Origin of the sequence: Pseudomonas sp. NPDC090201 (assembly GCF_044746825.1) — a bacterium.
Classification (GTDB): domain Bacteria; phylum Pseudomonadota; class Gammaproteobacteria; order Pseudomonadales; family Pseudomonadaceae; genus Aquipseudomonas; species Aquipseudomonas putida_AD.
Window position 1 is genome coordinate 106,988 of sequence record NZ_JBIVCX010000007.1, and the last position, 21,848, is coordinate 128,835.

Annotated in this window: 19 protein-coding genes; 5 read left to right on the forward strand and 14 right to left on the reverse strand. The window is 62.5% G+C overall.

The window, feature by feature from the left end; genetic code table 11:
• Positions 1-100 precede the first annotated feature (100 nt).
• The 5 genes from ACIPOO_RS19345 to leuS form a co-directional block, all read right to left on the reverse strand.
• Positions 101-1,435 (reverse strand): lytic murein transglycosylase, encoded by a 1,335-nt coding sequence (locus ACIPOO_RS19345; RefSeq protein WP_400609081.1) that lies wholly within the window; start codon positions 1,433-1,435, stop codon positions 101-103.
• 89 nt (positions 1,436-1,524) lie between these two features.
• Entirely contained in the window at positions 1,525-1,683 is a 159-nt protein-coding gene (gene arfA, locus ACIPOO_RS19350; protein WP_400609083.1) for an alternative ribosome rescue factor ArfA, read from the reverse strand.
• Between the two features lie 228 nt (positions 1,684-1,911).
• Positions 1,912-2,949 (reverse strand): DNA polymerase III subunit delta, encoded by a 1,038-nt coding sequence (gene holA / locus ACIPOO_RS19355; protein WP_400609085.1) that lies wholly within the window; start codon positions 2,947-2,949, stop codon positions 1,912-1,914.
• Between the two features lie 42 nt (positions 2,950-2,991).
• Positions 2,992-3,597 (reverse strand): LPS assembly lipoprotein LptE, encoded by a 606-nt coding sequence (lptE, locus tag ACIPOO_RS19360; RefSeq protein ID WP_400609087.1) that lies wholly within the window; start codon positions 3,595-3,597, stop codon positions 2,992-2,994.
• 89 nt (positions 3,598-3,686) lie between these two features.
• The gene (gene leuS / locus ACIPOO_RS19365; RefSeq protein WP_400609089.1) at positions 3,687-6,293 is read right to left on the reverse strand and encodes a leucine--tRNA ligase; all 2,607 of its coding nucleotides are present in this window, start codon (positions 6,291-6,293) and stop codon (positions 3,687-3,689) included.
• A gap of 291 nt (positions 6,294-6,584) precedes the next feature.
• On the opposite strand from leuS, the gene ACIPOO_RS19370 reads away from it, so the two are divergent.
• Both ACIPOO_RS19370 and ACIPOO_RS19375 read left to right on the forward strand, forming a co-directional pair.
• Positions 6,585-6,971, forward strand: coding sequence for a hypothetical protein (locus ACIPOO_RS19370; protein ID WP_400609091.1), 387 nt, complete (start codon positions 6,585-6,587; stop codon positions 6,969-6,971).
• 87 nt (positions 6,972-7,058) lie between these two features.
• On the forward strand, positions 7,059-7,820 hold the full coding sequence (locus ACIPOO_RS19375; RefSeq protein WP_400609093.1) for a YdcF family protein: 762 nt from the start codon (positions 7,059-7,061) through the stop codon (positions 7,818-7,820).
• A 111-nt stretch (positions 7,821-7,931) separates the two neighbouring features.
• Here the strand turns inward: ACIPOO_RS19375 and lnt are convergent, their stop codons facing one another.
• The 5 genes from lnt to miaB form a co-directional block, all read right to left on the reverse strand.
• Positions 7,932-9,452 carry an apolipoprotein N-acyltransferase gene (gene lnt / locus ACIPOO_RS19380; protein WP_274136739.1) on the reverse strand — a complete coding sequence of 507 codons (1,521 nt, stop codon included), beginning with the start codon at positions 9,450-9,452 and terminating at the stop codon, positions 7,932-7,934.
• A 9-nt stretch (positions 9,453-9,461) separates the two neighbouring features.
• The gene (locus ACIPOO_RS19385) at positions 9,462-10,301 is read right to left on the reverse strand and encodes an HlyC/CorC family transporter (protein WP_274136740.1); all 840 of its coding nucleotides are present in this window, start codon (positions 10,299-10,301) and stop codon (positions 9,462-9,464) included.
• Between the two features lie 5 nt (positions 10,302-10,306).
• On the reverse strand, positions 10,307-10,807 hold the full coding sequence (gene ybeY, locus ACIPOO_RS19390) for an rRNA maturation RNase YbeY (RefSeq protein ID WP_400609096.1): 501 nt from the start codon (positions 10,805-10,807) through the stop codon (positions 10,307-10,309).
• Positions 10,800-11,810 carry a PhoH family protein gene (locus tag ACIPOO_RS19395; protein ID WP_274136742.1) on the reverse strand — a complete coding sequence of 337 codons (1,011 nt, stop codon included), beginning with the start codon at positions 11,808-11,810 and terminating at the stop codon, positions 10,800-10,802. Before ACIPOO_RS19395 ends, ybeY begins: the two co-directional genes overlap by 8 nt.
• A gap of 214 nt (positions 11,811-12,024) precedes the next feature.
• Positions 12,025-13,353, reverse strand: coding sequence for a tRNA (N6-isopentenyl adenosine(37)-C2)-methylthiotransferase MiaB (miaB, locus tag ACIPOO_RS19400; protein WP_274136743.1), 1,329 nt, complete (start codon positions 13,351-13,353; stop codon positions 12,025-12,027).
• A gap of 128 nt (positions 13,354-13,481) precedes the next feature.
• Here miaB and ACIPOO_RS19405 point away from each other — a divergent pair, with 128 nt between their 5' ends.
• Entirely contained in the window at positions 13,482-13,808 is a 327-nt protein-coding gene (locus tag ACIPOO_RS19405; RefSeq protein WP_274136744.1) for a DUF1820 family protein, read from the forward strand.
• 5 nt (positions 13,809-13,813) lie between these two features.
• Here ACIPOO_RS19405 and ACIPOO_RS19410 read toward each other — a convergent pair whose 3' ends face one another.
• The 4 genes from ACIPOO_RS19410 to ACIPOO_RS19425 all read right to left on the reverse strand — a co-directional run bounded on the left by ACIPOO_RS19410 (position 13,814) and on the right by ACIPOO_RS19425 (position 17,540).
• Positions 13,814-14,377 (reverse strand): tetratricopeptide repeat protein, encoded by a 564-nt coding sequence (locus tag ACIPOO_RS19410; RefSeq protein ID WP_274136745.1) that lies wholly within the window; start codon positions 14,375-14,377, stop codon positions 13,814-13,816.
• 377 nt (positions 14,378-14,754) lie between these two features.
• Positions 14,755-16,038, reverse strand: coding sequence for a glutamate-1-semialdehyde 2,1-aminomutase (gene hemL, locus ACIPOO_RS19415; RefSeq protein ID WP_274136746.1), 1,284 nt, complete (start codon positions 16,036-16,038; stop codon positions 14,755-14,757).
• Positions 16,039-16,088: 50 nt separating this feature from the next.
• Positions 16,089-16,715 carry a thiamine phosphate synthase gene (gene thiE / locus ACIPOO_RS19420; protein ID WP_274136747.1) on the reverse strand — a complete coding sequence of 209 codons (627 nt, stop codon included), beginning with the start codon at positions 16,713-16,715 and terminating at the stop codon, positions 16,089-16,091.
• Positions 16,716-16,742: 27 nt separating this feature from the next.
• The gene (locus ACIPOO_RS19425; protein WP_400609101.1) at positions 16,743-17,540 is read right to left on the reverse strand and encodes a hydroxymethylpyrimidine/phosphomethylpyrimidine kinase; all 798 of its coding nucleotides are present in this window, start codon (positions 17,538-17,540) and stop codon (positions 16,743-16,745) included.
• A gap of 320 nt (positions 17,541-17,860) precedes the next feature.
• Here ACIPOO_RS19425 and ACIPOO_RS19430 point away from each other — a divergent pair, with 320 nt between their 5' ends.
• The gene (locus ACIPOO_RS19430) at positions 17,861-19,819 is read left to right on the forward strand and encodes a 7TM diverse intracellular signaling domain-containing protein (RefSeq protein ID WP_400609104.1); all 1,959 of its coding nucleotides are present in this window, start codon (positions 17,861-17,863) and stop codon (positions 19,817-19,819) included.
• A gap of 243 nt (positions 19,820-20,062) precedes the next feature.
• Complete coding sequence (locus tag ACIPOO_RS19435) at positions 20,063-21,712, forward strand: acyl-CoA dehydrogenase family protein (protein ID WP_400609106.1); 1,650 nt, start codon at positions 20,063-20,065, stop codon at positions 21,710-21,712.
• Positions 21,713-21,848: the final 136 nt, after the last annotated feature.

Sequence of the window (21,848 nt, forward strand, 5' to 3'; positions counted from 1 at the left end):
CCGGTTCGGTGCGCGCTGGCCCGCGCGGTGGGGTGCCATTCAGCACATCAGTGTCTGAAATGACGCGGTCGCGGGCAAGCGCGCTCCTACAGTAGGTGCTTCAGGGCCGGCGCAGGTTATCCAGCAGCTCCTGCGTCGGGTAGCCATCCGCCGGCCAGCCAAACGACTGCTGCGCGCTGCGAATGGCCTTGCGCGTATTGGCGCCGATGATGCCGTCCGGGGCGCCTGCGTCATACTGACGGGCCGAGAGCAGGGTTTGCAGCTCGATGCGCTCGGAGCGGCTCAGGGGGCGGTCACCGCGTGGCCATTGGCCAATCACATAGCCGCCACCGGTGAAACGCTCGGACAACAGCCCGATGGCCAGTGCATAGGACGACGAGTTGTTGTACTTCAGGATCGCCCGGAAGTTATCCATCACCAGGAATGCAGGGCCTTTGTAGCCGGCTGGCAGCAACAGGGCCGCCTGCTGCTGCAACAGGTTGCCGGGCAGGGTCGAACCGTTCGGCAGCTTGAGGCCCAGTTGTTGCCACTCGCCGATGCTCTTGCGGGTCGAGGCATCGGCCAGGGCATAGTCGAAACCTTGGCTCAATTGCACTTCGAAACCCCAAGGCTGACCTTTCTGCCAGCCTGAGCTTTGCAGGTAGTGGGCAGTGGAGGCGAGGGCGTCGGCAGGCGAGTTCCAGATATCGCGCCGGCCATCGCCGTCGAAGTCCACGGCATGGGTGTTGTAGGTGGTGGGGATGAACTGGGTCTGCCCCATCGCACCGGCCCACGAGCCCAGCATGCTTGGCGCGTCGATATCGCCGTGCTGGATGATCTGCAGCGCGGCGATCAGTTGATCCTGGGCAAACTGTGGCCGACGGCCTTCATAGGCCAGGGTCGCCAGCGAGCGGATCACCGACTGAGTGCCCTGGAACTGCCCGAAGCTGCTTTCCATGCCCCACACCGCGATCAGCGCCTGACGGTCGACGCCGTAACGTTGTTCGATGGCCGTCAGCACGTCGGCGTACTGAACCAGCAGCGCCTGGCCCTTGCGCACGCGCACGGCGGACATCGCGCCATCGAGGTACTCCCACACCGGGCGGGTGAACTCGGGCTGGCTGCGGTCAGCCTTGACGACGCTCATGTCCGGGGTCACGCCAGCGAAAGCCTTGTCGAACACATCCGGGCGAATCCCGGCATTGAGGGCCTGGGCGCGGAACATGCTCTGCCACTCACTGAAGCTCATGGCCGGCTGGATTTCGAAATTGCCATCATCTGGCTGCGCTACGGCACCGGGAGGCGGCGGCGAGGCCTTGGCGACCTGCATGGGGGCGGTTTGAAGCGGAGTGGCGACGGCGGCAGTGGGCTGCTCCGCGCAGGCAACCAGCACGAGCGTGCTTGCGGCGGCGATCAGTTGGCGGACATGCCAACGACGGGGAAAGCTAAAGGGCATTCTGGGGTCCACAGGTATAAACCGTAAGGTGTAGACCTTAACATGCTGGCCCGGCCGACGGGGCGCCGGTCAGTAACCTTGCGTGTTTTTCAGGCCGCCATAACGGAAGAAGCCTCCCAGTTGTTCGACTGGAAGGCTTCGCGGCGGTAGCTGCCCTTGCCCTTGGCGGGTTGTTCCTGGCGGCTGCGGAACAGGGGCTGGGCGATGATGGACTTGGCCTTGTTTGGCCGCTTCCTGGCTTTGCTCATGGCATTTTCTCTCGCAGGTGTGGGGAAAGCGGCGGGGATGATCGGCCAGATTCGGGCGCAGGTCTAATTGATCTGTGCTATCGCATCGCCCCCGCCGGCAAGCCGTGCTGCTACGAGAGCGATGCGTACCTGTAGGAGCGCGCTTGCCCGCGACGAGGTGTGCCATTCAGCACATCAGTGTCTGAAAAGACGCGATCGCGGGCAAGCGCGCTCCTACGGGGGGGAAGATTATTCCGACGGCAGCGGCAGGCGTTGCCCGGCCATGTGCAGCGACAGCAGGCTCAGGCTGTTCCACACCGAACCCTCGGCCTGGCCCTTGATCTGCGCGTCGATGCGTTGGGCGTCCATCAGCAGTTGGGCCCAGCGGCGCGCCGAGTGGCGTTGCAGGGCCTTGCTCATCAACGGCTTGCGCTTGTCCCAGATGGGTGGTCGCGCCTGGCTGAACGCCTTGTCCAACGGCACGCCCTGGCTGTATTGCAACGCCAGGTTGGCCAGTACCCGCAGCTCCCGCGACAGCGCCCAGAGGATCACCGGAGGCTCGACGCCTTCGCCGCGCAGGCCTTCGAGCATGCGCAGGGCGTGGGAGGCTTCGCCATTGAGGATCGCGTCAGTCAGGCCGAAGACGTCGAAGCGCGCACTGTCGGCCACCGCAGCTTGCACGGTTTCCACAGTGATCTGCCCTTGTTCGGCCATCAGCTTGAGCTTTTCGATTTCCTGGGCGGCGGCCAGCAGGTTGCCTTCCACACGCGCGGCGATCAGCTCGACCGCATCGGGGCTGGCAGCCAGGCCGGCCTGGCCCAGGCGCTGACGAATCCACTGCGGCAACTGGCTGGCGTCCACCGGCCAGATCTGCACGAACTGGGTTTGCGGGCCTTCGACCAGCGCCTTGCCCCACTTGGTTTTCTGTGCGGAACCGTCGAGCTTGGGCAGGCTGATGAGCAGCAGCGTGTCTTCGGCAGGGCGGGCGCAGTATTCCAGCAGGGCAGCGGCGCCTTTGTCACCGGGCTTGCCCGAGGGCAGGCGCAGTTCAAGCAGGCGTCGTTCGGCGAACAGCGACATGCTCGCACCGGCTTGCAGCAAGGTGCCCCAGTCGAAGTTTGAGTCGGCGCTGAATACCTGGCGTTCATCGAAACCCTGCTGGCGAGCCGCGGCACGGATGGCGTCGCAGGCTTCCTGGCATTGCAGCGGGTCATCGCCGCTGACGATGTACACAGGCGCGAGTGTGCCTTGCAGGTGCTTGGCGAGTTGGGCGGGGGCGAGTTTCATGATTCGGAAAAGGTTGGGGCCGGCGAACCGGCCCCAGTGCCATCACTTGGACGGGATTTCGATAGGCGACTGCTGAGGCGTCTCGTCGCGAACGCGCTGGGCGGCCGCTTCGGCATCGGCCTGTGCACGGGCCGCGGCATCAGCCTTGGCTTGCAGCTCGTCCAGACGCTGCGGCGTCAGCAGTTGCAGGCGTGCCATCATCTTCTGCACCAGGTCGCTGCGCATTTCCTTGCGGATCTGCTCGGCTTCCTGATCCGAACCGATCAGGTTGTTGCCGTCGTGAACGAAGACCTTGGTGGTCTGAACGTTGTCATCGAGCAGCGGAACGCCCTTGATGCCCTGGACTTCGTACTTGAGCACGGTGGTCAGCTCATATTCAGCCGAACGACCGGAACCTGCGTAGCTTGCGGTGCGCTGGGTTTCGTCTTCGCGGGCCAGGAACAGTTTGTACTGGGCGCCGGTGTAGACGTGCACGCCGCTGTTGGTCAGCGTCTGACGCAGTTGGGTGACCACGTCGCCGTAGGCGTCACGGGCGCTCAGGTCCAGCTCCTTGATCGACAGGGCGTTGGTGCCGGTGCCGCGCAGCTGGAAACCACAGGCGCTCAGCAGCACGGCGAGGCCCATTACCAGCAGATTGCGTTTGATCATCTTGTTGCTCCCCTTGAATCCGTTTGAACCCGAAAGTGCGGGCTCTGCAAGTGTGTTCGGCGCCAGAATCGTTCTGGCGCCCGATCCAATCAGCTGGCGACGATGTTCACCAGTTTGCCGGGTACCACGATCACTTTGCGGATCGTCAGGCCGTCGATGAAGCGCAGGACGTTTTCGTTGGTCCGTGCAGCAGCTTCGACTTCCTCGCGGCTGGCGCTGGCCGGCATTTCGATCTGCCCGCGCAGCTTGCCGTTGACCTGGACGACCAGCGTCAGGCTGTCCTGCACCAGAGCGCTTTCATCCTGTACCGGCCAGGTCGCGTCGATCACGGCACCGGTGTGGCCCAGTCGGTTCCACAGCTCATGGCTGATGTGTGGAGTGATCGGTGCCAGCAGCAGGGTGACGGTTTCCAGACCTTCGTGAACCAGCGCGCGATCCTGTTCGGTGTCCTGGGCTGCTTTTTCCAGCACGTTCATCAGCGTCATGACCTGAGCGATGGCGGTGTTGAATTTATGATTCTGGCCGACGTCGTGGCTGGCCTGCTTGATGGCCAGGTGGATCGAACGGCGAACGGCTTTCTGCTCGTCAGTCAGGCTGGAAATGTCGAGCTTGCCCGGCAGCCCTTGAGCTACGTGGGCCTGAGCCAGACGCCAGACGCGCTTGAGGAAGCGGTGCGAGCCTTCGACGCCGGAGTCGGACCATTCGGCGCTCATGTCAGGCGGCGATGCGAACATCATGAACAGTCGGCAGGTGTCCGCGCCGAACTGATCGATCATCGACTGTGGGTCGACGCCGTTGTTCTTCGACTTGGCCATCTTCTCGGTGCCGCCGATTTCCACCGGCAGACCGTCGGCGATCAGTTTGGCGCTGATGACCTTGGCCTTGCTGTCGCGCTCGAGTTCGACGTCCGCCGGGTTGAACCAGGTGTAGGCACCGTTGGCTTCGCGGCGATAGTAGGTCTCGGCGATCACCATGCCCTGGGTCAGCAGGTTCTTGAATGGCTCGTTGGAGCTCACCAGGCCTTCGTCGCGCATCAGCTTGTGGAAGAAGCGCGCGTAGAGCAGGTGGAGGATCGCGTGCTCGATGCCGCCGATGTATTGATCGACCGGCAGCCAGTGGTCAGCCGCGGATTTTTCCACCAGGCCACCCTCGAAGTGCGGCGAGGCGTAGCGAGCGTAGTACCAGGACGACTCGACGAAGGTGTCCATGGTGTCGGTTTCACGCTTGGCAGGCTGGCCGCATTTCGGGCAGCTGCACTCGTAGAACTCAGGCATGCGCGCCAGTGGCGAACCGGCGCCGTCCGGCACCACGTCTTCAGGCAGCACGACGGGCAGTTGATCTTCCGGCACTGGCACATCGCCGCATGCCTGGCAGTGAATGATCGGGATCGGGCAGCCCCAGTAACGCTGACGGCTGATGCCCCAGTCACGCAGGCGGAACTGAGTGCGCGACTTGCCCAGTTCTTTCTTGATCAGCGCGACTTCGATGGCGTCGAACGCGCCGGAGAAGTCCAGGCCGTTGAACTCGCCGGAGTTGATCAGTTCGCCGTGCTCGCCATACGCTTCCTGCCATGGGGCAGGGGACTCGTCGCCGGCGCTGGTGCGCACGACCGACTTGATCGGCAGGTTGTACTTGTTGGCGAACTCGAAATCACGTTCGTCGTGGGCCGGTACTGCCATTACAGCGCCATCGCCGTAGTGCATCAGTACATAGTTGGCGACCCACACCGGCAGCTTTTCGCCGGTCAGAGGGTGCTCGACGAACAGCGAGGTCGGCAGGCCTTTCTTTTCCTGGGTGGCGACGTCGGCTTCGGCGACGCTGCCGCTCTTGCATTCGTTGATGAAAGCTTGCAGCTCAGGATCGTTCTGCGCTGCCAGGGTCGCCAGCGGGTGCTCGGCGGCCACGGCCACGTAGGTGGCGCCCATCAGGGTGTCAGGACGGGTCGTGAAGACTTTCAGCGCGCCGGCTTCGCCGATCGAGGCCTGATCGTACGGGAACTGCACTTCCATGCCGCGGGACTTGCCGATCCAGTTGCGCTGCATGGTCTTGACCTGTTCAGGCCAGCCCGGCAGGTCATCCAGACTCTCCAGCAGCTCATCGGCGTAGGCCGTGATCTTGAAGTAGTACATGGGGATTTCGCGTTTCTCGATCACTGCGCCCGAACGCCAGCCGCGGCCATCGATGACCTGTTCGTTGGCCAGAACGGTCTGGTCGACCGGGTCCCAGTTCACGGTGCCGTTCTTGCGGTAGATCACGCCTTTTTCGAACAGGCGAGTGAACAGCCATTGTTCCCAGCGGTAGTAATCCGGCTTGCAGGTCGTGACTTCACGGGACCAGTCCACCGCCAGGCCCAGGCTGCGAAGCTGGGTCTTCATGTAGGCGATGTTTTCGTAGGTCCACTTGGCCGGGGCCACGTTGTTCTTCATCGCGGCGTTTTCCGCCGGCATGCCGAAGGCGTCCCAACCCATGGGTTGCAGGACGTTCTTGCCGAGCATGCGCTGGTAGCGGGAGATCACGTCGCCGATGGTGTAGTTGCGCACGTGCCCCATGTGTAGCTTGCCGCTCGGGTAAGGGAACATCGACAGGCAGTAGTAGGTTTCCTTGCCTGGCTGTTCACTGACTTCAAAGGACTTTTGCTCTTCCCAGAAGGTCTGGGCGGCGGCTTCGATTTCGCGGGGCTGATAGAGTTCGTGCATGGCTACTTTTGACTTGAGATTGGTGACCCTTGACCTCTTCGCTGCGTTCCCGGAACGGGTGGGCGTTACCTGCCTCAAGGGGCATCGGCTGACGCGCGGTGTTCGTGTTCCGGTGAGCGGAAGTGGAATTACAGGAAGCGCCGTAGCATACATGAGCGCCGACTGCCTAGGGAAACCCTGATTTGCCCCGATGGCCCGCGCGCCGCCGTTGGTCGCGGCATCGCGCCGGTTTTTACAGTGCCGCTAAGCTCATTTACGAGGGTATGTGTTTATCTTCAGTGAGGTGAGCGGATGGGAGAGTTGCGGCACCAAGTAGAGAAACCTGATCTGTATGACCGTTTGATCGATCGTCTGGGGCTGGCCTTGGACATGGCGAAAACAGCAGTCCGGCTTCGCAATGAATACCCCGCTGAACTGGAGTTGCGTGGTTTGAGCCAGGCCGAATTCCAGCTGATCGAGGCTTATCTGGATGTTGCACATCCGGACAAGAGAGAAGCCGTCGCAAAAGGGGAAGCATCGAACCTGAAGAAGGGAAGTTCAAGCGCGTCACGTGAGCCGTCCGAACCGGTCCGCGCCCCGCGCACATCAGCCAATGTCATCTGGCTGAAGGATCAGCGTCGCGCCAAGGTGTCGTCGAAGTTGAGTCGTTACAGTTCCAGCAAACATTTCAAGCGTTAACCTTCGCGGGTTTCAATCCCGCCTGATTAAGCATTGTTGCTTAGCGTCAATCCTTTTAGGCTTCGGGCATCTTTCTGGAGATGCCCGATGCCTTTTCGTTACTTCCTCAAAAACCTCTTGTTGCCCCCGGGCATATTCCTGCTGTTTATGGTGTTTGCCTGGTGGTTGAGAAAGTCCAGGCCGCTAGTTGCGCGAGTGCTGTTTGTGGTCGGATTGGGCGGCATGTGGGCCATGAGTTTGCCGATCGTGGTCGAGTGGTCGGGCAAGGGCATCGAGACAATTCCCCCCATGCCCCAGAGCGACTGGGCGACCCTGGCGCAACGGGCCGATGCCATCGTGGTGCTGGGCTCGGGGCGCGAGCGCAATGATCCGAGTTGGGGTGGCGACATTCCTACCGGCACCGCCCTTGAGCGGATGCGCTATGCGGCGCGGATGGCCAAGGCTTCGGGATTGCCGATTCTGGTCACCGGTGGCCTGCACTACGGTGAGCCGCCCAGCGAGGCGGCGATCATGGCCGATTCGCTGCGCGATGACTTCGGCGTGACCGTGCGCTGGCAGGAAGGCGAGAGCCGCACGACCTGGGAGAACGCCACGATGTCCGCTGCCATGCTATTGCCTCAGGGCATCAAGCGGGTGGTTGTGGTGACTCAGGCCTGGCATATGCCGCGCTCGGTGTGGAGCTTCGAGAAGGCCGGTTTCAGCGTGGTGCCTGCGCCTGTGGGGTATCTGGGCAAGGACAATGCGCGCCCGTTTGGCGGCTGGTCGCCGGAAGCCAGGGCGGTGTGGCAGAACGGGCAGTTGCTGAACGAAGCGGCGGGGCTGGTGGGTTACAAATTGTTCTACCGGTGATGCAAAACCTGTAGGAGCGCGCTTGCCCGCGACGCGATCTGTCTGTGCCAAATATGAACCTGACACGACGCCGTCGCGGGCAAGCGCGATCCTACAAGGTTTGCCGCAACATCAAACGGTTTTGGCGATTCGGCTTGCTATCAGTGCCCAGCCGATCAGCAGCAGCGACAGCACGATCAGCGGCCACGAGCGCCAGTGCAGATAGGGCGTGAGGTTGCGCATCGGGGTGACTTCGCCGTACATCACCGCTTTCTCGAACTGCGGCACGGTGGTGGTGATCTTGCCGAACGGGTCGATCAGCGCGCTGACGCCGTTGTTGGTGGCGCGGATCATCCAGCGGCCAGCTTCCAGCGCACGCATCTGCGCCATTTGCAGGTGTTGCAGCGGGCCGATGGAGGTGCCGAACCAGGTGTCGTTACTCACGGTGAGCAAAAGGTCACTCTGGGCAGACAGCCCGGCAGCGAATTCCGGATACACCACTTCATAGCAGATGAACGGCGCGATCTGGTATCCCTTGGCCTGCAACAGCGGCTGGTCGGCAGGGCCGCGAGCGAAGTCCGACATCGGCAGGTTGAAGAAGGTGATCAGCCCGCGCAGCACGTCCTGCAGGGGCACGTACTCGCCAAACGGCACCAGCTTCTGTTTCAGGTAGGTGCCATCGCCTTCGCCGGTCACGGTAATGCCGTTGTAGTAGCGATATTCGCCGTGACCGCCCATCTGCCGCAGGGGCACGCCGGTGATCAGGGCCGAATTGCGTTCGGCGGCGAATTTGCCCATCACCGACAGATAACCTTCCACCGACTCCTTGAGCACCGGCACGGCAGTTTCCGGCCAGATGATCAGGTCGGCTTTCTGCGCCGTGAACGTCATGTCCCGATACAGCGCCAGTTGCGCATTGAGCGCAGCCGGGTCCCATTTCATGCTCTGCTCGACGTTGCCTTGCATGGCCGCGACCTTCAATGGCGCGCCGGAAGGCTCGGTCCAGGCGTGATTCTTCAGGGCGATACCTGCGACCCAGGGTGCCAGCAGCAGAACGATACCCGTGACCAGAAAGCTCTTGCGTGCCCGCAGGCGAGGCAGGTTGCACAGCAAGGCCGCCGTGAGCGCGAGGGTAAAGGAGATCAGCCACATTCCGCCCAGCGGCGCGAGGCCCTGGAGTGGGCCGTCGAGCTGGCTGTAGCCGGAATACAGCCAGGGGAAGCCAGTAAGGAACCAGCCACGGAACATTTCCTGGCCGAACCACAGGGCGGCGAAGGCCAGTGCGTCGGCCAGCGGCGCCTCGTTGCGGCGAATCCAGCGCGCCCAGAGCCAGGCGGGCAGGGCAAAGAAGAACGCCACCGATGCGCAGAACAGCACCATCAGGAACACCGCCAGCCACACCGGCGCCTCGCCATAGGTGTGGATGCTGACGTAGATCCAACTGGTGCCGCCGCCGAACAGGCCGAAGCCGTAGCTCCAGCCACGCCACAGTGCCTGACGAGGCTTGAGGTCGCGCAGGCCCAGGTAGAACAGCACCAGCGCCACTATCGCCAGCGGCCAGATATCGAATGGCGCCAGGGCCAGGGTGACCAATGCGCCAGCCACCATGGCCAGCAGGTTACCGGGCCAGCCGGGGCGGGTGATCCAGCGCATTTACATTCCTTAGCGTGAGATCGGGCTCAGGCGCAACAGGTGGATACGACGGCTATCGGCGTTGAGAATGCGGAAACGGTACGCGCCGATTTCGGTGATTTCGTTACGCTTGGGCAAATGCCCGAACGCATTCATCACCAGGCCGCCGACGGTGTCGAATTCGTCGTCGGAGAATTCGCTGTCGAAGAACTCGTTGAAGCTCTCGATCGGCGTCAGCGCCTTGATCAGGAAGTCGCCGCTGGGCAACGGCTTGATGTAGCTGTCTTCCTCGACGTCGTGTTCATCTTCGATGTCGCCGACGATCTGCTCCAGCACGTCCTCGATGGTGACGAGGCCGGCCACGCCGCCATATTCGTCAATGACGATGGCCATGTGGTTGTGGTTGGCGCGGAATTCACGCAGCAGCACGTTCAGGCGCTTGGACTCGGGCACGAAGGTGGCCGGACGCAGCAGGTTCTTCACATCGCCCGCGCCGCCGTCGTCCTTGAGGATCAGTGGCAGCAGGTCCTTGGCCAGCAGCACGCCGAGCACGTCGTCGTGGCTTTCGCCGATGACCGGGTAGCGCGAGTGCGCCGAGTCGATCACCGCAGGCAGGAATTCACGAGGGCTATGGCTGGCCTTGATGCTGATCATCTGCGAACGCGGCACCATGATGTCGCGAACCTGCAGGTCGGCGACCTGAATCGCGCCTTCGACGATGGCCAGCGCTTCGCTGTCCAGCAGCTTGTTCTGGTGGGCTTCGCGCAGCAGCTCTAGCAGCTCCTGGCGGTTTTTCGGCTCGTGGGCAAATGCCTGGGTCAGTTTGCCCAACCATGACTTTTGCCCGTTGCTCGATCGGTCTTCGCTCATAGCCCTTACTCGTGGTCCTTGCCGGGTGTTGCAGTGTGTGGGGTGTCGACGAGTTCGTCGTCGGCGTAGGGATCGGGGTAGCCCAGTTCTGCAAGCAACTCCCGTTCCAGTGCTTCCATCTCTTCGGCTTCGTTGTCATCGATGTGATCGAAGCCCAACAGGTGCAGGCAGCCGTGTATCACCAGGTGCGCCCAGTGGGCGTCCAGCGCCTTGCCCTGTTCGGCAGCCTCGCGGGCGACGACCGGCACGCAGATCACCAGATCGCCCAGCAGGGGGATGTCCAGCAGATCGTCGGGCACGTCGGCAGGGAACGACAGCACGTTGGTGGCGTAGTCTTTGTGACGCCAGGTGTGGTTCAGCTCGCGGCCTTCGGCTTCGTCGACCAGGCGGATGGTCATTTCCGAGTCAGCCGAGCGCTGGCGCAGGCCCATCTCGCACCAGAGGCGAAACTGGGCTTCGCTCGGGGCACTGGCTTCACTGGCAATTTGCAGGTCCAGTTCAAGCATCGCGGCGATTATCCCCGCTGGCCTGGCCGTTCTGGGCGGCGTTGGCCTCGAAGCGCTCGTAGGCTTCGACGATGCGTTGCACCAGTGGGTGACGCACGACGTCCTTGGGTGCGAAGTGCGTGAAGCTGATGCCCGGTACATCCTTGAGCACGTCGATGACGTGGGTCAGGCCGGATTTCGTGCCGCGAGGCAGGTCGATCTGGGTGATGTCACCGGTGATGACGGCGGTGGAGCCGAAGCCGATACGGGTCAGGAACATCTTCATCTGCTCGACGGTGGTGTTCTGACTCTCGTCCAGAATGATGAAGCTGTTATTAAGGGTGCGGCCGCGCATGTAGGCCAGCGGCGCGACTTCGATCACCTGTTTCTCGATCAGCTTGGCCACGTATTCGAAGCCGAGCATCTCGTAGAGTGCGTCGTAGAGCGGTCGCAGGTACGGGTCGATCTTCTGCGCCAGGTCGCCAGGCAGGAAACCGAGCTTCTCGCCCGCTTCGACTGCCGGACGAACCAGCAGGATGCGGCGAATGGTTTCGCGCTCCAGCGCATCGACGGCTGCGGCCACGGCAAGGTAGGTCTTGCCGGTACCGGCCGGGCCGATGCCGAAGTTGATGTCGTTGGCCAGGATTTCCTTCACGTAGCGCTGCTGATTCAGGCCCCGTGGGCGAATCATGCCTTTCTTGGTGCGCAGGGCAACGCCGACTTCGGCGGCAGGATGGTTATCCAGCTCTTCGACGCCCGATTCCTGCAGGAACAGGTGAACCATGTCCGGTGACAGCTCGGTGCTCTTGGTTTCCCGATACAGTCGACGCAGCAGGTTTTCGGCCGAGGTGGTCTGTTTGCGCTCGCCGATCATCTCGAACTGGCCTCCGCGATTGCGGATCTCGATGTCCAGGCGTTGTTCGATCAGGCGCAAATGCTCGTCGAATTGCCCGCACAGATTGGCGAAGCGATGGGCCTCGATAGGTTCGAGGCTGAAACGATGTGGTTCGATAGGTGCGTTCAAAGTGGTTTTTAGCCGCCCGACGGCAAGAATGATGAGATGAAGGATAAACCCTGCGGGCGGTGTTCGAAAGGGGCCGCTTACTAATGGTCTGTGAGCAGCTTCGATTTCTCTTGTAGGAGCGCGCTTGCCCGCGATTGAGGTGTGTCAGTCAACCTGAATCTGGCTGACACACTGCGGTCGCGGGCAAGCGCGCTCCTACAGGGCTTTGTGCAGGTTACTGAAGCAACGACCCACGCAGCGAATGCGGTTGCGCGCTGTCGATGTGCACGTCGACGAACTGGCCGATCAGCTTGGGGTTGTCGCAGCGGAAGTTGACGATGCGGTTGTTCTCGGTGCGGCCCTGCAGCTCGCCGGGGTCCTTTTTCGAGTAGTCGGTCACCAGGATGCGCTGCACGGTGCCGGCCATCTTGCGGCTGATTTCGAAGCCCTGACGGTTGATCAGCTCCTGCAGTTGCTTGAGCCGTTCCTTCTTGACCTCTTCCGGGGTGTCGTCGGCCAGGTCTGCGGCCGGCGTGCCCGGGCGCGAGCTGTAGACGAAGGAGTAAGAGAAATCCATGCCCACGTCTTCGACCAGCTTCATGGTGTTCAGGTGGTCTTTCTCGGTTTCGCCGGGGAAGCCGACGATGAAGTCCGAACTGATGCAGATGTCCGGCACCGCTGCGCGCAGCTTGCGCAGGCGCGATTTGTATTCGAGCACCGTGTGGTTGCGTTTCATCGCCGCCAGGATACGGTCCGAGCCCGATTGCACCGGCAGGTGCAGGTGCTTGACCAGCTCGGGCACCTCGGCGTGGGCCTGGATCAGGCTGTCCGAGAATTCCAGCGGGTGCGAGGTGGTGTAGCGAATGCGGTCGATGCCGTCGATGGCCGCGACTGTGCGAATCAGCTCGGCGAGGTCTGCCACGTGGCCGTCATGGGTGGTGCCGCGATAACCATTGACGTTCTGGCCCAGCAGCGTCACTTCGCGCACGCCGTTCTCGGCCAGGTGGAACACCTCGGTGATGACGTCGTCGAACGGCCGGCTGACCTCTTCGCCACGGGTGTACGGCACGACGCAGAAGGTGCAGTACTTGCTGCAGCCTTCCATGACCGACACGTAGGCGCTCGGGCCGTCCACGCGGGGCTCGGGCAGGTGGTCGAATTTCTCGATCTCGGGGAACGACACGTCCACCTGCGGCAACTGGGTGGTACGCGCCGCGTCGATCATTTCCGGCAGGCGGTGCAGGGTCTGCGGGCCGAACACCACATCGACGTAGGGCGCACGGTCACGAATCGCCGCGCCTTCCTGGCTGGCAACGCAACCGCCGACCGCGATCACCATCTGTGGGTTCGCCAGCTTCAGTTCACGCCAGCGGCCAAGCTGGGAGTAGACGCGATCCTGCGCCCGCTCGCGGATCGAGCAGGTGTTGAGCAGGATGACATCGGCGTCTTCCGCGCGTGCGGTGACTTCCAGTGCCTGATGTTCGCCCAAAAGGTCCACCATGCGCGAGCTGTCGTACTCGTTCATCTGGCAGCCGTGGGTTTCGATGTAGAGCTTCTTGGCCATGCGGGTTCATCAGGTGATTCGAAGAACCGCGCATTATAGTGCTGCGGGCCCCGGGTTCCTAGCATTGCCTCACGAGCGGCATGCTATAGTTCGCGCCCTTTCAAGACACCGATCATTACCTGCCTGTTATGACCAAACGCGAAGCTCCAATCTACAAGGTGATTTTTCTCAACCAGGGACAGGTGTTCGAGATGTACGCCAAACAGATCTACCAAAGCGATCTGTGGGGTTTCCTGGAAGTGGAGGAATTCGTCTTCGGTGAGCGCACGACCGTTGTGGTGGATCCCAGCGAAGAAAAGCTCAAGGCGCAGTTCGATGGCGTGGTGCGCAGCTTTGTGCCGATGCATTCGATCGTGCGTATCGACGAGGTGGAGCGCATGGGAACGGCGAAAATCAGCGAGGCGCGCCCGACCGGAAACGTCATGCCGTTCCCGATGCCGATGCAGGACAAGTAGCCCGGTTAAGGCTTGCTGGTGTCGGGGAAGGGCGCGAAAGGTGTGCGCCCTTCGGCGGTTTGCAGTTCCAGCAGGTATTTGCGGAAAATCTGGCCCAGTACTTGGGTCGCGACTTCCAGGTCTTCCTTTTTCATCTGTGCGGAAACTTCGTCGGCCTGGTCCAGGGCATCTTCCGAACCGTTGACCGCCGCCATCTTCAGCACGATATAAGCCTGGATGTTATTGGCTTGCACGCCTTCGCCACGGAAGAACATCAGGCCCAGTTGATACTGTGCCTGGGCATGGCCTTGCAACGAGGCCTGTTCGAAGTAGTTGAGTGCCTGAGTCAGATCACGCGGTGCATTCTTGCCGTCGTAATAGAACTGTCCCAACTCGTATTGTGCTTGCGCATCCCCGCCCTTTGCCGCCTGCTGACAGGCCGCCAGCGCTGCTGGCAAGTTGTCCGGCTGAGTATTCAGGGTGCAACGACCCACCGCTGGGATTAACAACGAGTTGCCACCTGCATTCGCCAGCAGGGGATGAAGAAGCAACAGGCAGCCCAATGCAAGGGTGCGGCCGGTGCGATTCATGGAAGTCGACTTACCTCTGAAAAAGGTGCGGGTATGCCCGTCCAGCTGAACGTGCTGGCTGCGCATTATGAAATAAGCAGGGCCAACCTTACAAAGTCTTTGCAGTTTTTCTGCTGCACGGGCTTGATTTGCCTGTATTCAGGGCGTCAAAGCGGCGTGCAGAACTAAACATCCAATAAAAATAACCCACGGATATCGCAAATCAACCTGCCAGGGTGATTATAGGACGACGCCGTCGCGGGCAAGCGCGCTCCTACAAGTGATCGCGTTCCGACCTGTAGGAGCGCGCTTGCCCGCGACGGCGTCGTGTCAGCCAGCCTTGCCGTGACTGACACTCCCTGTTCGCCGGCGAGCCGGACTGCTACGGGTGATGTGCGTCACTTGAGCTGGGCAAACGCCTTCTCGGCCGCGTCCAGGGTCAGCTGCAACTCCGCTTCGCCATGGGCGATGGAGGTGAAGCCGGCTTCGAACGCGCTCGGCGCCAGGTACACGCCGCCTTCGAGCATCAGGTGGAAGAAGCGCTTGAAGCGCTCTGCGTCGCTGCTCATGACGTCTTCGAAGGTGACGATCTGCTTGGCGCTGGTGAAATACAGGCCGAACATGCCGCCCGCCTGGGTGGTCACGAACGGGATGCCCGCAGCGTCAGCGCGCTGTTGCAGGCCTTCGAGCAGGCGCGTGGTGAATGCGCTCAGTTCGTCGTGGAAGCCCGGGCGGCTGATCAGGCGCAGGGTGGTCAAACCAGCGGCCATCGCCAGCGGGTTGCCCGACAGCGTGCCCGCCTGATAGACCGGGCCCAATGGCGCGATGTGCGACATGATTTCGCGCTTGCCACCGAAGCAGCCCACCGGCATGCCGCCGCCGATGATCTTGCCGAAGGTGCTCAGGTCAGGTTTGACACCGTAATAGGCCTGGGCACCGCCCAGAGCAACGCGGAAACCGGTCATCACTTCGTCGAAAATCAGCACCACGCCGTGCTTGTCGCATTCTTCGCGCAGGCCTTGCAGGTAGCCGGGTGCAGGCGGAACGCAGTTCATGTTGCCGGCGACTGGCTCGACGATGATGCACGCCACTTCCTGGCCGACTTCGGCAAGCATCGCCTTGACCGCTTCGATGTCGTTGAACGGCAGGGTCAGGGTGTGTTTGGCGAACGCGGCAGGCACGCCCGGCGAGCTTGGCACGCCCAGGGTCAGCGCGCCGGAACCGGCCTTCACCAGCAGGCTGTCGGAGTGACCGTGGTAGCAGCCCTCGAACTTGATAATGCTGTCGCGGCCGGTGTAGCCACGGGCCAGGCGGATCGCGCTCATGGTTGCTTCGGTGCCGGAGCTGACCATACGCACCATTTCCATGGAAGGCACGATCGAGCAGACCAGGTCCGCCATCTCGGTTTCCATCGCGGTCGGAGCGCCGTAGGACAGGCCGTGTTCCAGTTGCTTGCGCACGGCATCCAGGACGTCCGGATGGCTGTGGCCCAGGATCATCGGACCCCAGGAGCCGACGTAATCCACATAGCGCTTGTCGTCTTCGTCGGTGACATAGGCGCCGGCTGCGTGCTTGAAGAACAGCGGAGTGCCGCCCACGCTCTTGAAGGCGCGAACCGGCGAGTTGACGCCGCCGGGGATGTGTTTCTGGGCGTTGGCGAACAGGGTTTCAGAACGGGACATGATGAGGTCTCTGTTTGAATCGAATAGGGTTGTGACGGCCTGAAACGAGATCAGGCCGTTTTGAACAAGTCGTTGAAGGCGCGGGCGCGGCGGGTGACTTCCTGAGCGGTTTCTGCACCGAACAGGCCATGCACCACGGCCAGCAGATCGGCGCCGTGGGCCACCAGGGGCGCTGCGTTTTCCAGGGTGACCCCGCCAATCACGGCAATCGGCAGCGAGATGCGTTTTCGCGCTTCGGCCAGCATTTCCAGGCTGCACGCAGGGGCGCCCGGCTTGGTGTTGGAATTGAAGAAACGTCCGAAGGCCACATAGGTCGCGCCGTCGGCCTTGGCCTTTTCAGCCAGCGCAAGTTCGGCGTGACAGGTGGCGCCGACAATGGCCTTGTGGCCGAGCAGGGCGCGGGCGTCGGGCAGCGAGCCGTCGGTCTGGCCCAGGTGCACGCCAACGCCCAGGCGCGCCGCCACTTCGGCGTCATCGTTGATGATGAGTCGCGTTTTATAGCGCTCGCACAGCTTGAGCAGTTCCGATGCCTCGCGCAGACGGCGGGTTTCATCACCGGACTTGTCGCGGTACTGCAGCAACGTCACGCCGCCATCCAGGGCCGCTTCGACATAAGACAGGAATTTGCCAGCCAACAGTTGGCTGTCGGTAACGGCATACAAGCCACGCAATTTCATTCAGGGGTGCCTCTTGATCTCGTGACGCTAGGAGCAGAAATCCAGCGGCAGGCGACGAGGCACGAACTGGCCTTTGCCCAGCTGTTCGGCATCGCGCAGCGTGCGCCAAGTGTAGTCCAGCGCGGTTTGTACCGCGCTGATGACGTCCTGCCCCAGCGCCAGGCGACCGGCCAGGGCGCTGGCCAGGGTACAACCCGAACCGTGATAGCTGCCCGGCAGGCGCTGGCAGGTGAAGGTGCGCGACTGGCCGTTGGGGATGTACAGGCGGTTGTGCACTTCCTGCTCATCGCCATGGCCGCCGGTGATCAGCAGGTGCTCGCAGTACGGCAGGAGTTTCTCGGCGCACTCGTCGGCGGTGCCTTCCGGCAGCTCGGCCAGGATTCGCGCTTCGGGCAGGTTCGGTGTGGCGATGGTTGCCAGCGGCAGCAAACGCTCGCGCATGGCATAGCCGACTTCATCCTTGCCAAGCCTGCCGCCGCCACCTGCACGCAGCACCGGGTCGCAGACCATCGGCAGATGCGGGTGGGCGGTGAGCAGTTCGACCACGGTATCGACCATTTCCAGCGAGCCGAGCATGCCCAGCTTGACGGCGGCAACGGTGGAGTCGTTGAGCACGGCGTTGGCCTGGGCCAGCACCCACTCGCGATCCAGCACCCGGAAGTCGGTGACGTTCACGGTGTCTTGCACAGTCAGGGCGGTGACCGCAGGTGCGGCGTGGCAGCCCTGGGCGAGCAGGGCTTCGATATCTGCCTGCAGGCCGGCGCCGCCACTGGGGTCGTGGCCGGAGAGACAGAGGACAACGGGGCGGGAGCTATAGATATTCATGGTGCGCGAGCTTACCACTAAAGTTTTTGCCGGGCCGCTGGTCGTCGGCAGATTTTTCACGGCCCCGCTATCGGTGGCGGCCGTACGAACACCAGTCGTCATGAAAGCCAACAGAAAGCTTGGCGTGTGACGATTAAGGTGGTGTCATCTAGCTATCAGTGGCTATGCTGTCTAGCCTGTTTGTCTGTCCCGCCAAAAGAGTAATTGCAAGTGCGTTGCCCGTTTAGTCAGTTGGCCGAGCGCTCGGCCCGGATTCAAATGCTGTTTCCAGTAGACCGGGGGATCAACCACGCCGCCCAGAACAATGTGGGCGGTGTTGCATGCGTATTTTACTGACCCTGCTCGTGCTGCTGATGCCCATGCTGGCCAGCGCGGTGGAATTCGACGAGAACACCCGCACGCTGGCACTGGGCCGCGCGACCCAGGTGTTCGAAGACCCCACCGGTGACGCCACCATCGAACAGGTTGCTTCGACAGAAGGCGCGGCGAAGTTTCGTGCGCTGGACGCCGCGACCCTGAATGCCGGCTACTCGCGCTCGGCGTTCTGGCTCAAGGTGCAACTGACCTACCGCCCGAAGAATCCCGTGGCGTCTTCGGACTGGCTGCTGGAACTGGCCTATCCGCCGATGGACCACGTCGACCTGTACCTGGCCAGTGAGTCTGCGGCACCGAGCCTGACCTGGCAGACCGGCGACATGCTGCCGTTCCACAGCCGGCAGATCCGGCAGAACAACTACCTGTTCGACCTCAACCTGCAACCCCATGAAACCAAGACCGCCTATGTGCGGGTCGCCAGTCACGGCTCGGTGCAGGCACCGCTCAACCTCTGGGCCAGCCACGCCTATATAGAAGAGCAACCCTCGCGCCTGTACATCCTGGGGATGATCTACGGCGTGCTGGCGGTGATGCTGGTCTACAACCTGTTCATCTACCTGAGCGTGCGCGACACCAGCTACCTCTACTACATCCTGTACATCACCTGCTTCGGCCTGTACCAGGTGTCGGTCAACGGTGCCGGGATCGAATACCTGTGGCCCGACAACCCCTGGTGGGCCAACACCTCCACGACCTTCCTGATCGCCGCCGCGATCCTGTTCGCCAGCCAGTTCGCCCGCAAGTTCCTGCAGACCCCGCGCCTGGGCTGCTGGCTGGATGCGCCACTGCTGGTGATGATGGCCTGTGCGGCGATTATCATGGTCCTGTCGCTGACCATGGATTACGGCGTGGCGTTGCGTCTGGTCACGGGGCTGGTATTGATTTTCACGCCGGTCATCTTGCTGATCGGCATCGTCGCCTGGCTCAAGGGGCGACGCGTTGCACGGTATTTCATCTTCGGCTGGTCAGCGTTCCTGGTTGGCGGGATCGTCAATGCGACCATGTTGCTGGGGCACCTGCCCAACACCTTCTGGACCATGTACGCCAGCCAGATCGGCTCGGTAGTCGAGGTCGCGCTGCTGTCGCTGGCGCTGGCCGACCGGATCAACACCATGCGCGATCGCCAGGCGCAGATCACCGAAGACTCGGCCCGGGACCTGGAGAAGCTCAACCAGCAACTGGCGGTCAGTAACAGGTTGAAGGATGAGTTCCTCGCGACCCTGACCCACGAATTGCGCACGCCGATGAATGGAGTGATCGGTTCGCTGGAGCTGATGCAGATGGAAGGCGGCGAAGACGAGATCGCGCTGTATCGCCAGACCGCAGCCGATTCGGCGCAGAACATGATGGGCATCGTCAACGGCATCCTCACCCTGACCGAGCTGCAGGCCGGACGAATCACCTACCAGACCGAGATGTTCAGCCTGCGCAACCTGCTGTTCCAGGCCCGCAGCACCTTCGAGCCAATGGCCCGGTGCAAGGGCCTGACCCTGACCGTGGATGTGGCGGACGAACTGCCGGACAGCCTGGAGGGTGACGCGCTGAAGTTGCGCCAGTGTCTGGATTGTCTGATCGACAACGCAATCAAATTCACCAAGCAGGGCTCGATCAGGATTCGCGTCAACGGTCAGTGCACCGACGCGCAGCATGTGCGGCTGCTGGTGGATGTGATCGACACCGGCATCGGGTTCAACCGCCTGGACGAGGAAACGCTGTACGCCAATTTCTACCAGGTCGATGGGTCGATGACCCGCGAATACGGCGGCCTGGGCATTGGCCTGGCGATCTGCCGGCAACTGATCGAGCTGCAAGGCGGGCGTCTGAGCCACCAGTCCGAGCCTGGCGCTGGCAGCCAGTTCAGATTGAGCCTGGATGTCACACAGGCCAAGGCCCCGGTCACCTGACCCGCCCCGGCATTCATTGACACTCCACTCGCCCTGTAGGAGCGCGCTTGCCCGCGACGGCTGTGTGTCAGACGGCATCGATGGCACAGGAACACCGCCATCGCGGGCAAGCGCGCTCCTACAGGCGATCGGTCCGGGTTCGGCAAAAGAGGGCAAATCCGCCGTCATTTAGTCGTCTACGGCACTTTGTCAGGCGCAGGGTGCGTGCTTCACTGGTGCTTGACTGCCGACCGGAGCCGCCTCATGAACCTGCATCAGTTCGCCGAGACCCACGAAGTCACCAACCAGCCGCCGTCGCTGGATGGCGCCAATCTCTACCGCATCGACCTGCCGTTGCAGGAGTGGTCGCAGCGCTTCGGTGCCGGGTGGGCGCAGGCGCGGATCGACGCCTATGGCGCGTTGGCCGGTGGCCCGCTGATGGAAGCCGGCTTTCTCGCCAACCAGAACAAACCGGTGTTCGCCAGCCATGATCGCTACGGTCATCGCATCGACCTGGTGGAGTTTCATCCCGCCTATCACCAACTGATGCAGACGGCCGTCGAGCACGGCATTCCGTCGCTGCCCTGGACCGACCCCCGCGAAGGCGCCCACGTCGCTCGCGCCGCCATGAGCTACCTGCACAGCCAGGCCGAGGCGGGCAGCGGTTGCCCGCTGACCATGACCTTCGCCAGCGTGCCGGCCCTCAGGTTGCAGCCGGACCTGGCGCAGACCTGGCTGCCGAAAATCCTCGCCACCGAATACGACCCGCGCAACGTCGGCATCGCCCACAAGGCTGGGGTCACCATCGGCATGGCCATGACCGAAAAACAGGGCGGCACCGATGTGCGGGCCAATACCACCCGCGCTTATCCGGTCGGCCAGCCCGGTCCGGGCCAGGCCTATGAACTGGTTGGCCACAAGTGGTTCTGCTCGGCGCCGATGTGCGATGCCTTCCTGACCCTGGCCCAGACCGACAAGGGTCTGACCTGTTTCCTGCTGCCTCGCCATCGCCCGGACGACACCCGCAACGAGTTCTACATACAGCGCCTGAAGAACAAACTGGGCAACTGGAGCAACGCCTCGAGCGAGGTGGAGTTCCGTGGCGCGCTGGCGTGGATGGTGGGCGAGGAAGGGCGCGGCGTGCCGACCATCATCGAAATGGTGGCAATGACCCGCTTTGACTGCATGACCGGATCCAGCGCCCTGATGCGCCAGGCCCTGACCCAGGCAGCCCATCATTGTGCCCATCGAAGTGTGGGCGCACGTGTGCTCAGCCAGCAGCCTTTGATGCAAAACGTGTTGGCTGACCTGGCACTTGAAAGTGAAGCGGCGCTGGCGTTGAGTCTGCGCATGGGGCGCTCGTTGGAGCGGCTGGACGATTCCCATGAAGCGCGGTTTGCGCGGCTGGTCACGGCGGTGGGCAAGTACTGGATCTGCAAGCGCGCGCCGGCAATGATCAACGAGGCCGCTGAGTGCATGGGAGGCGCGGGTTACGTCGAGGACACGATTCTGCCGCGCCTCTATCGCGAAGCGCCGGTCAACTCGACGTGGGAGGGCTCGGGCAACGTGCAGTGCCTGGACGTGTTGCGCGCCCTGTCCAAGGAGCCCGGTGTGCTCGATGCCCTGTTCGATGAGTTGGGAGATGGCCATGGCGACAGGCGTCTGGCGGCGCACATCGACCGGTTGAAGGCCGCATTCAAGGACACCAGCGACATCCAGTACCGCGCCCGGCAACTGACCGAGGACATAGCGGTCGGGCTTCAGGCCAGGCTATTGCTGGAGGCCGGAAATGCGGTGGTCAGCGACGGCTTCATCGCAGGCCGCCTGGAACACCCCGGCCGGGTGTACGGCGCGCTGCCGCGCGGGGTGGATGTGGAGGCGTTGGTGGCGCGTTCGTCACCTGGCGTTGCGTGAACCGTAGGAGCGCGCTTGCCCGCGATTGCGATGTGTCTGACCCATTGATGTCGGCTGACGCACCGCGGTCGCGGGCAAGCGCGCTCCTACAGGGATTGCGTAGTGCATGATGTATTGTGCGCCTCATTACTCATTT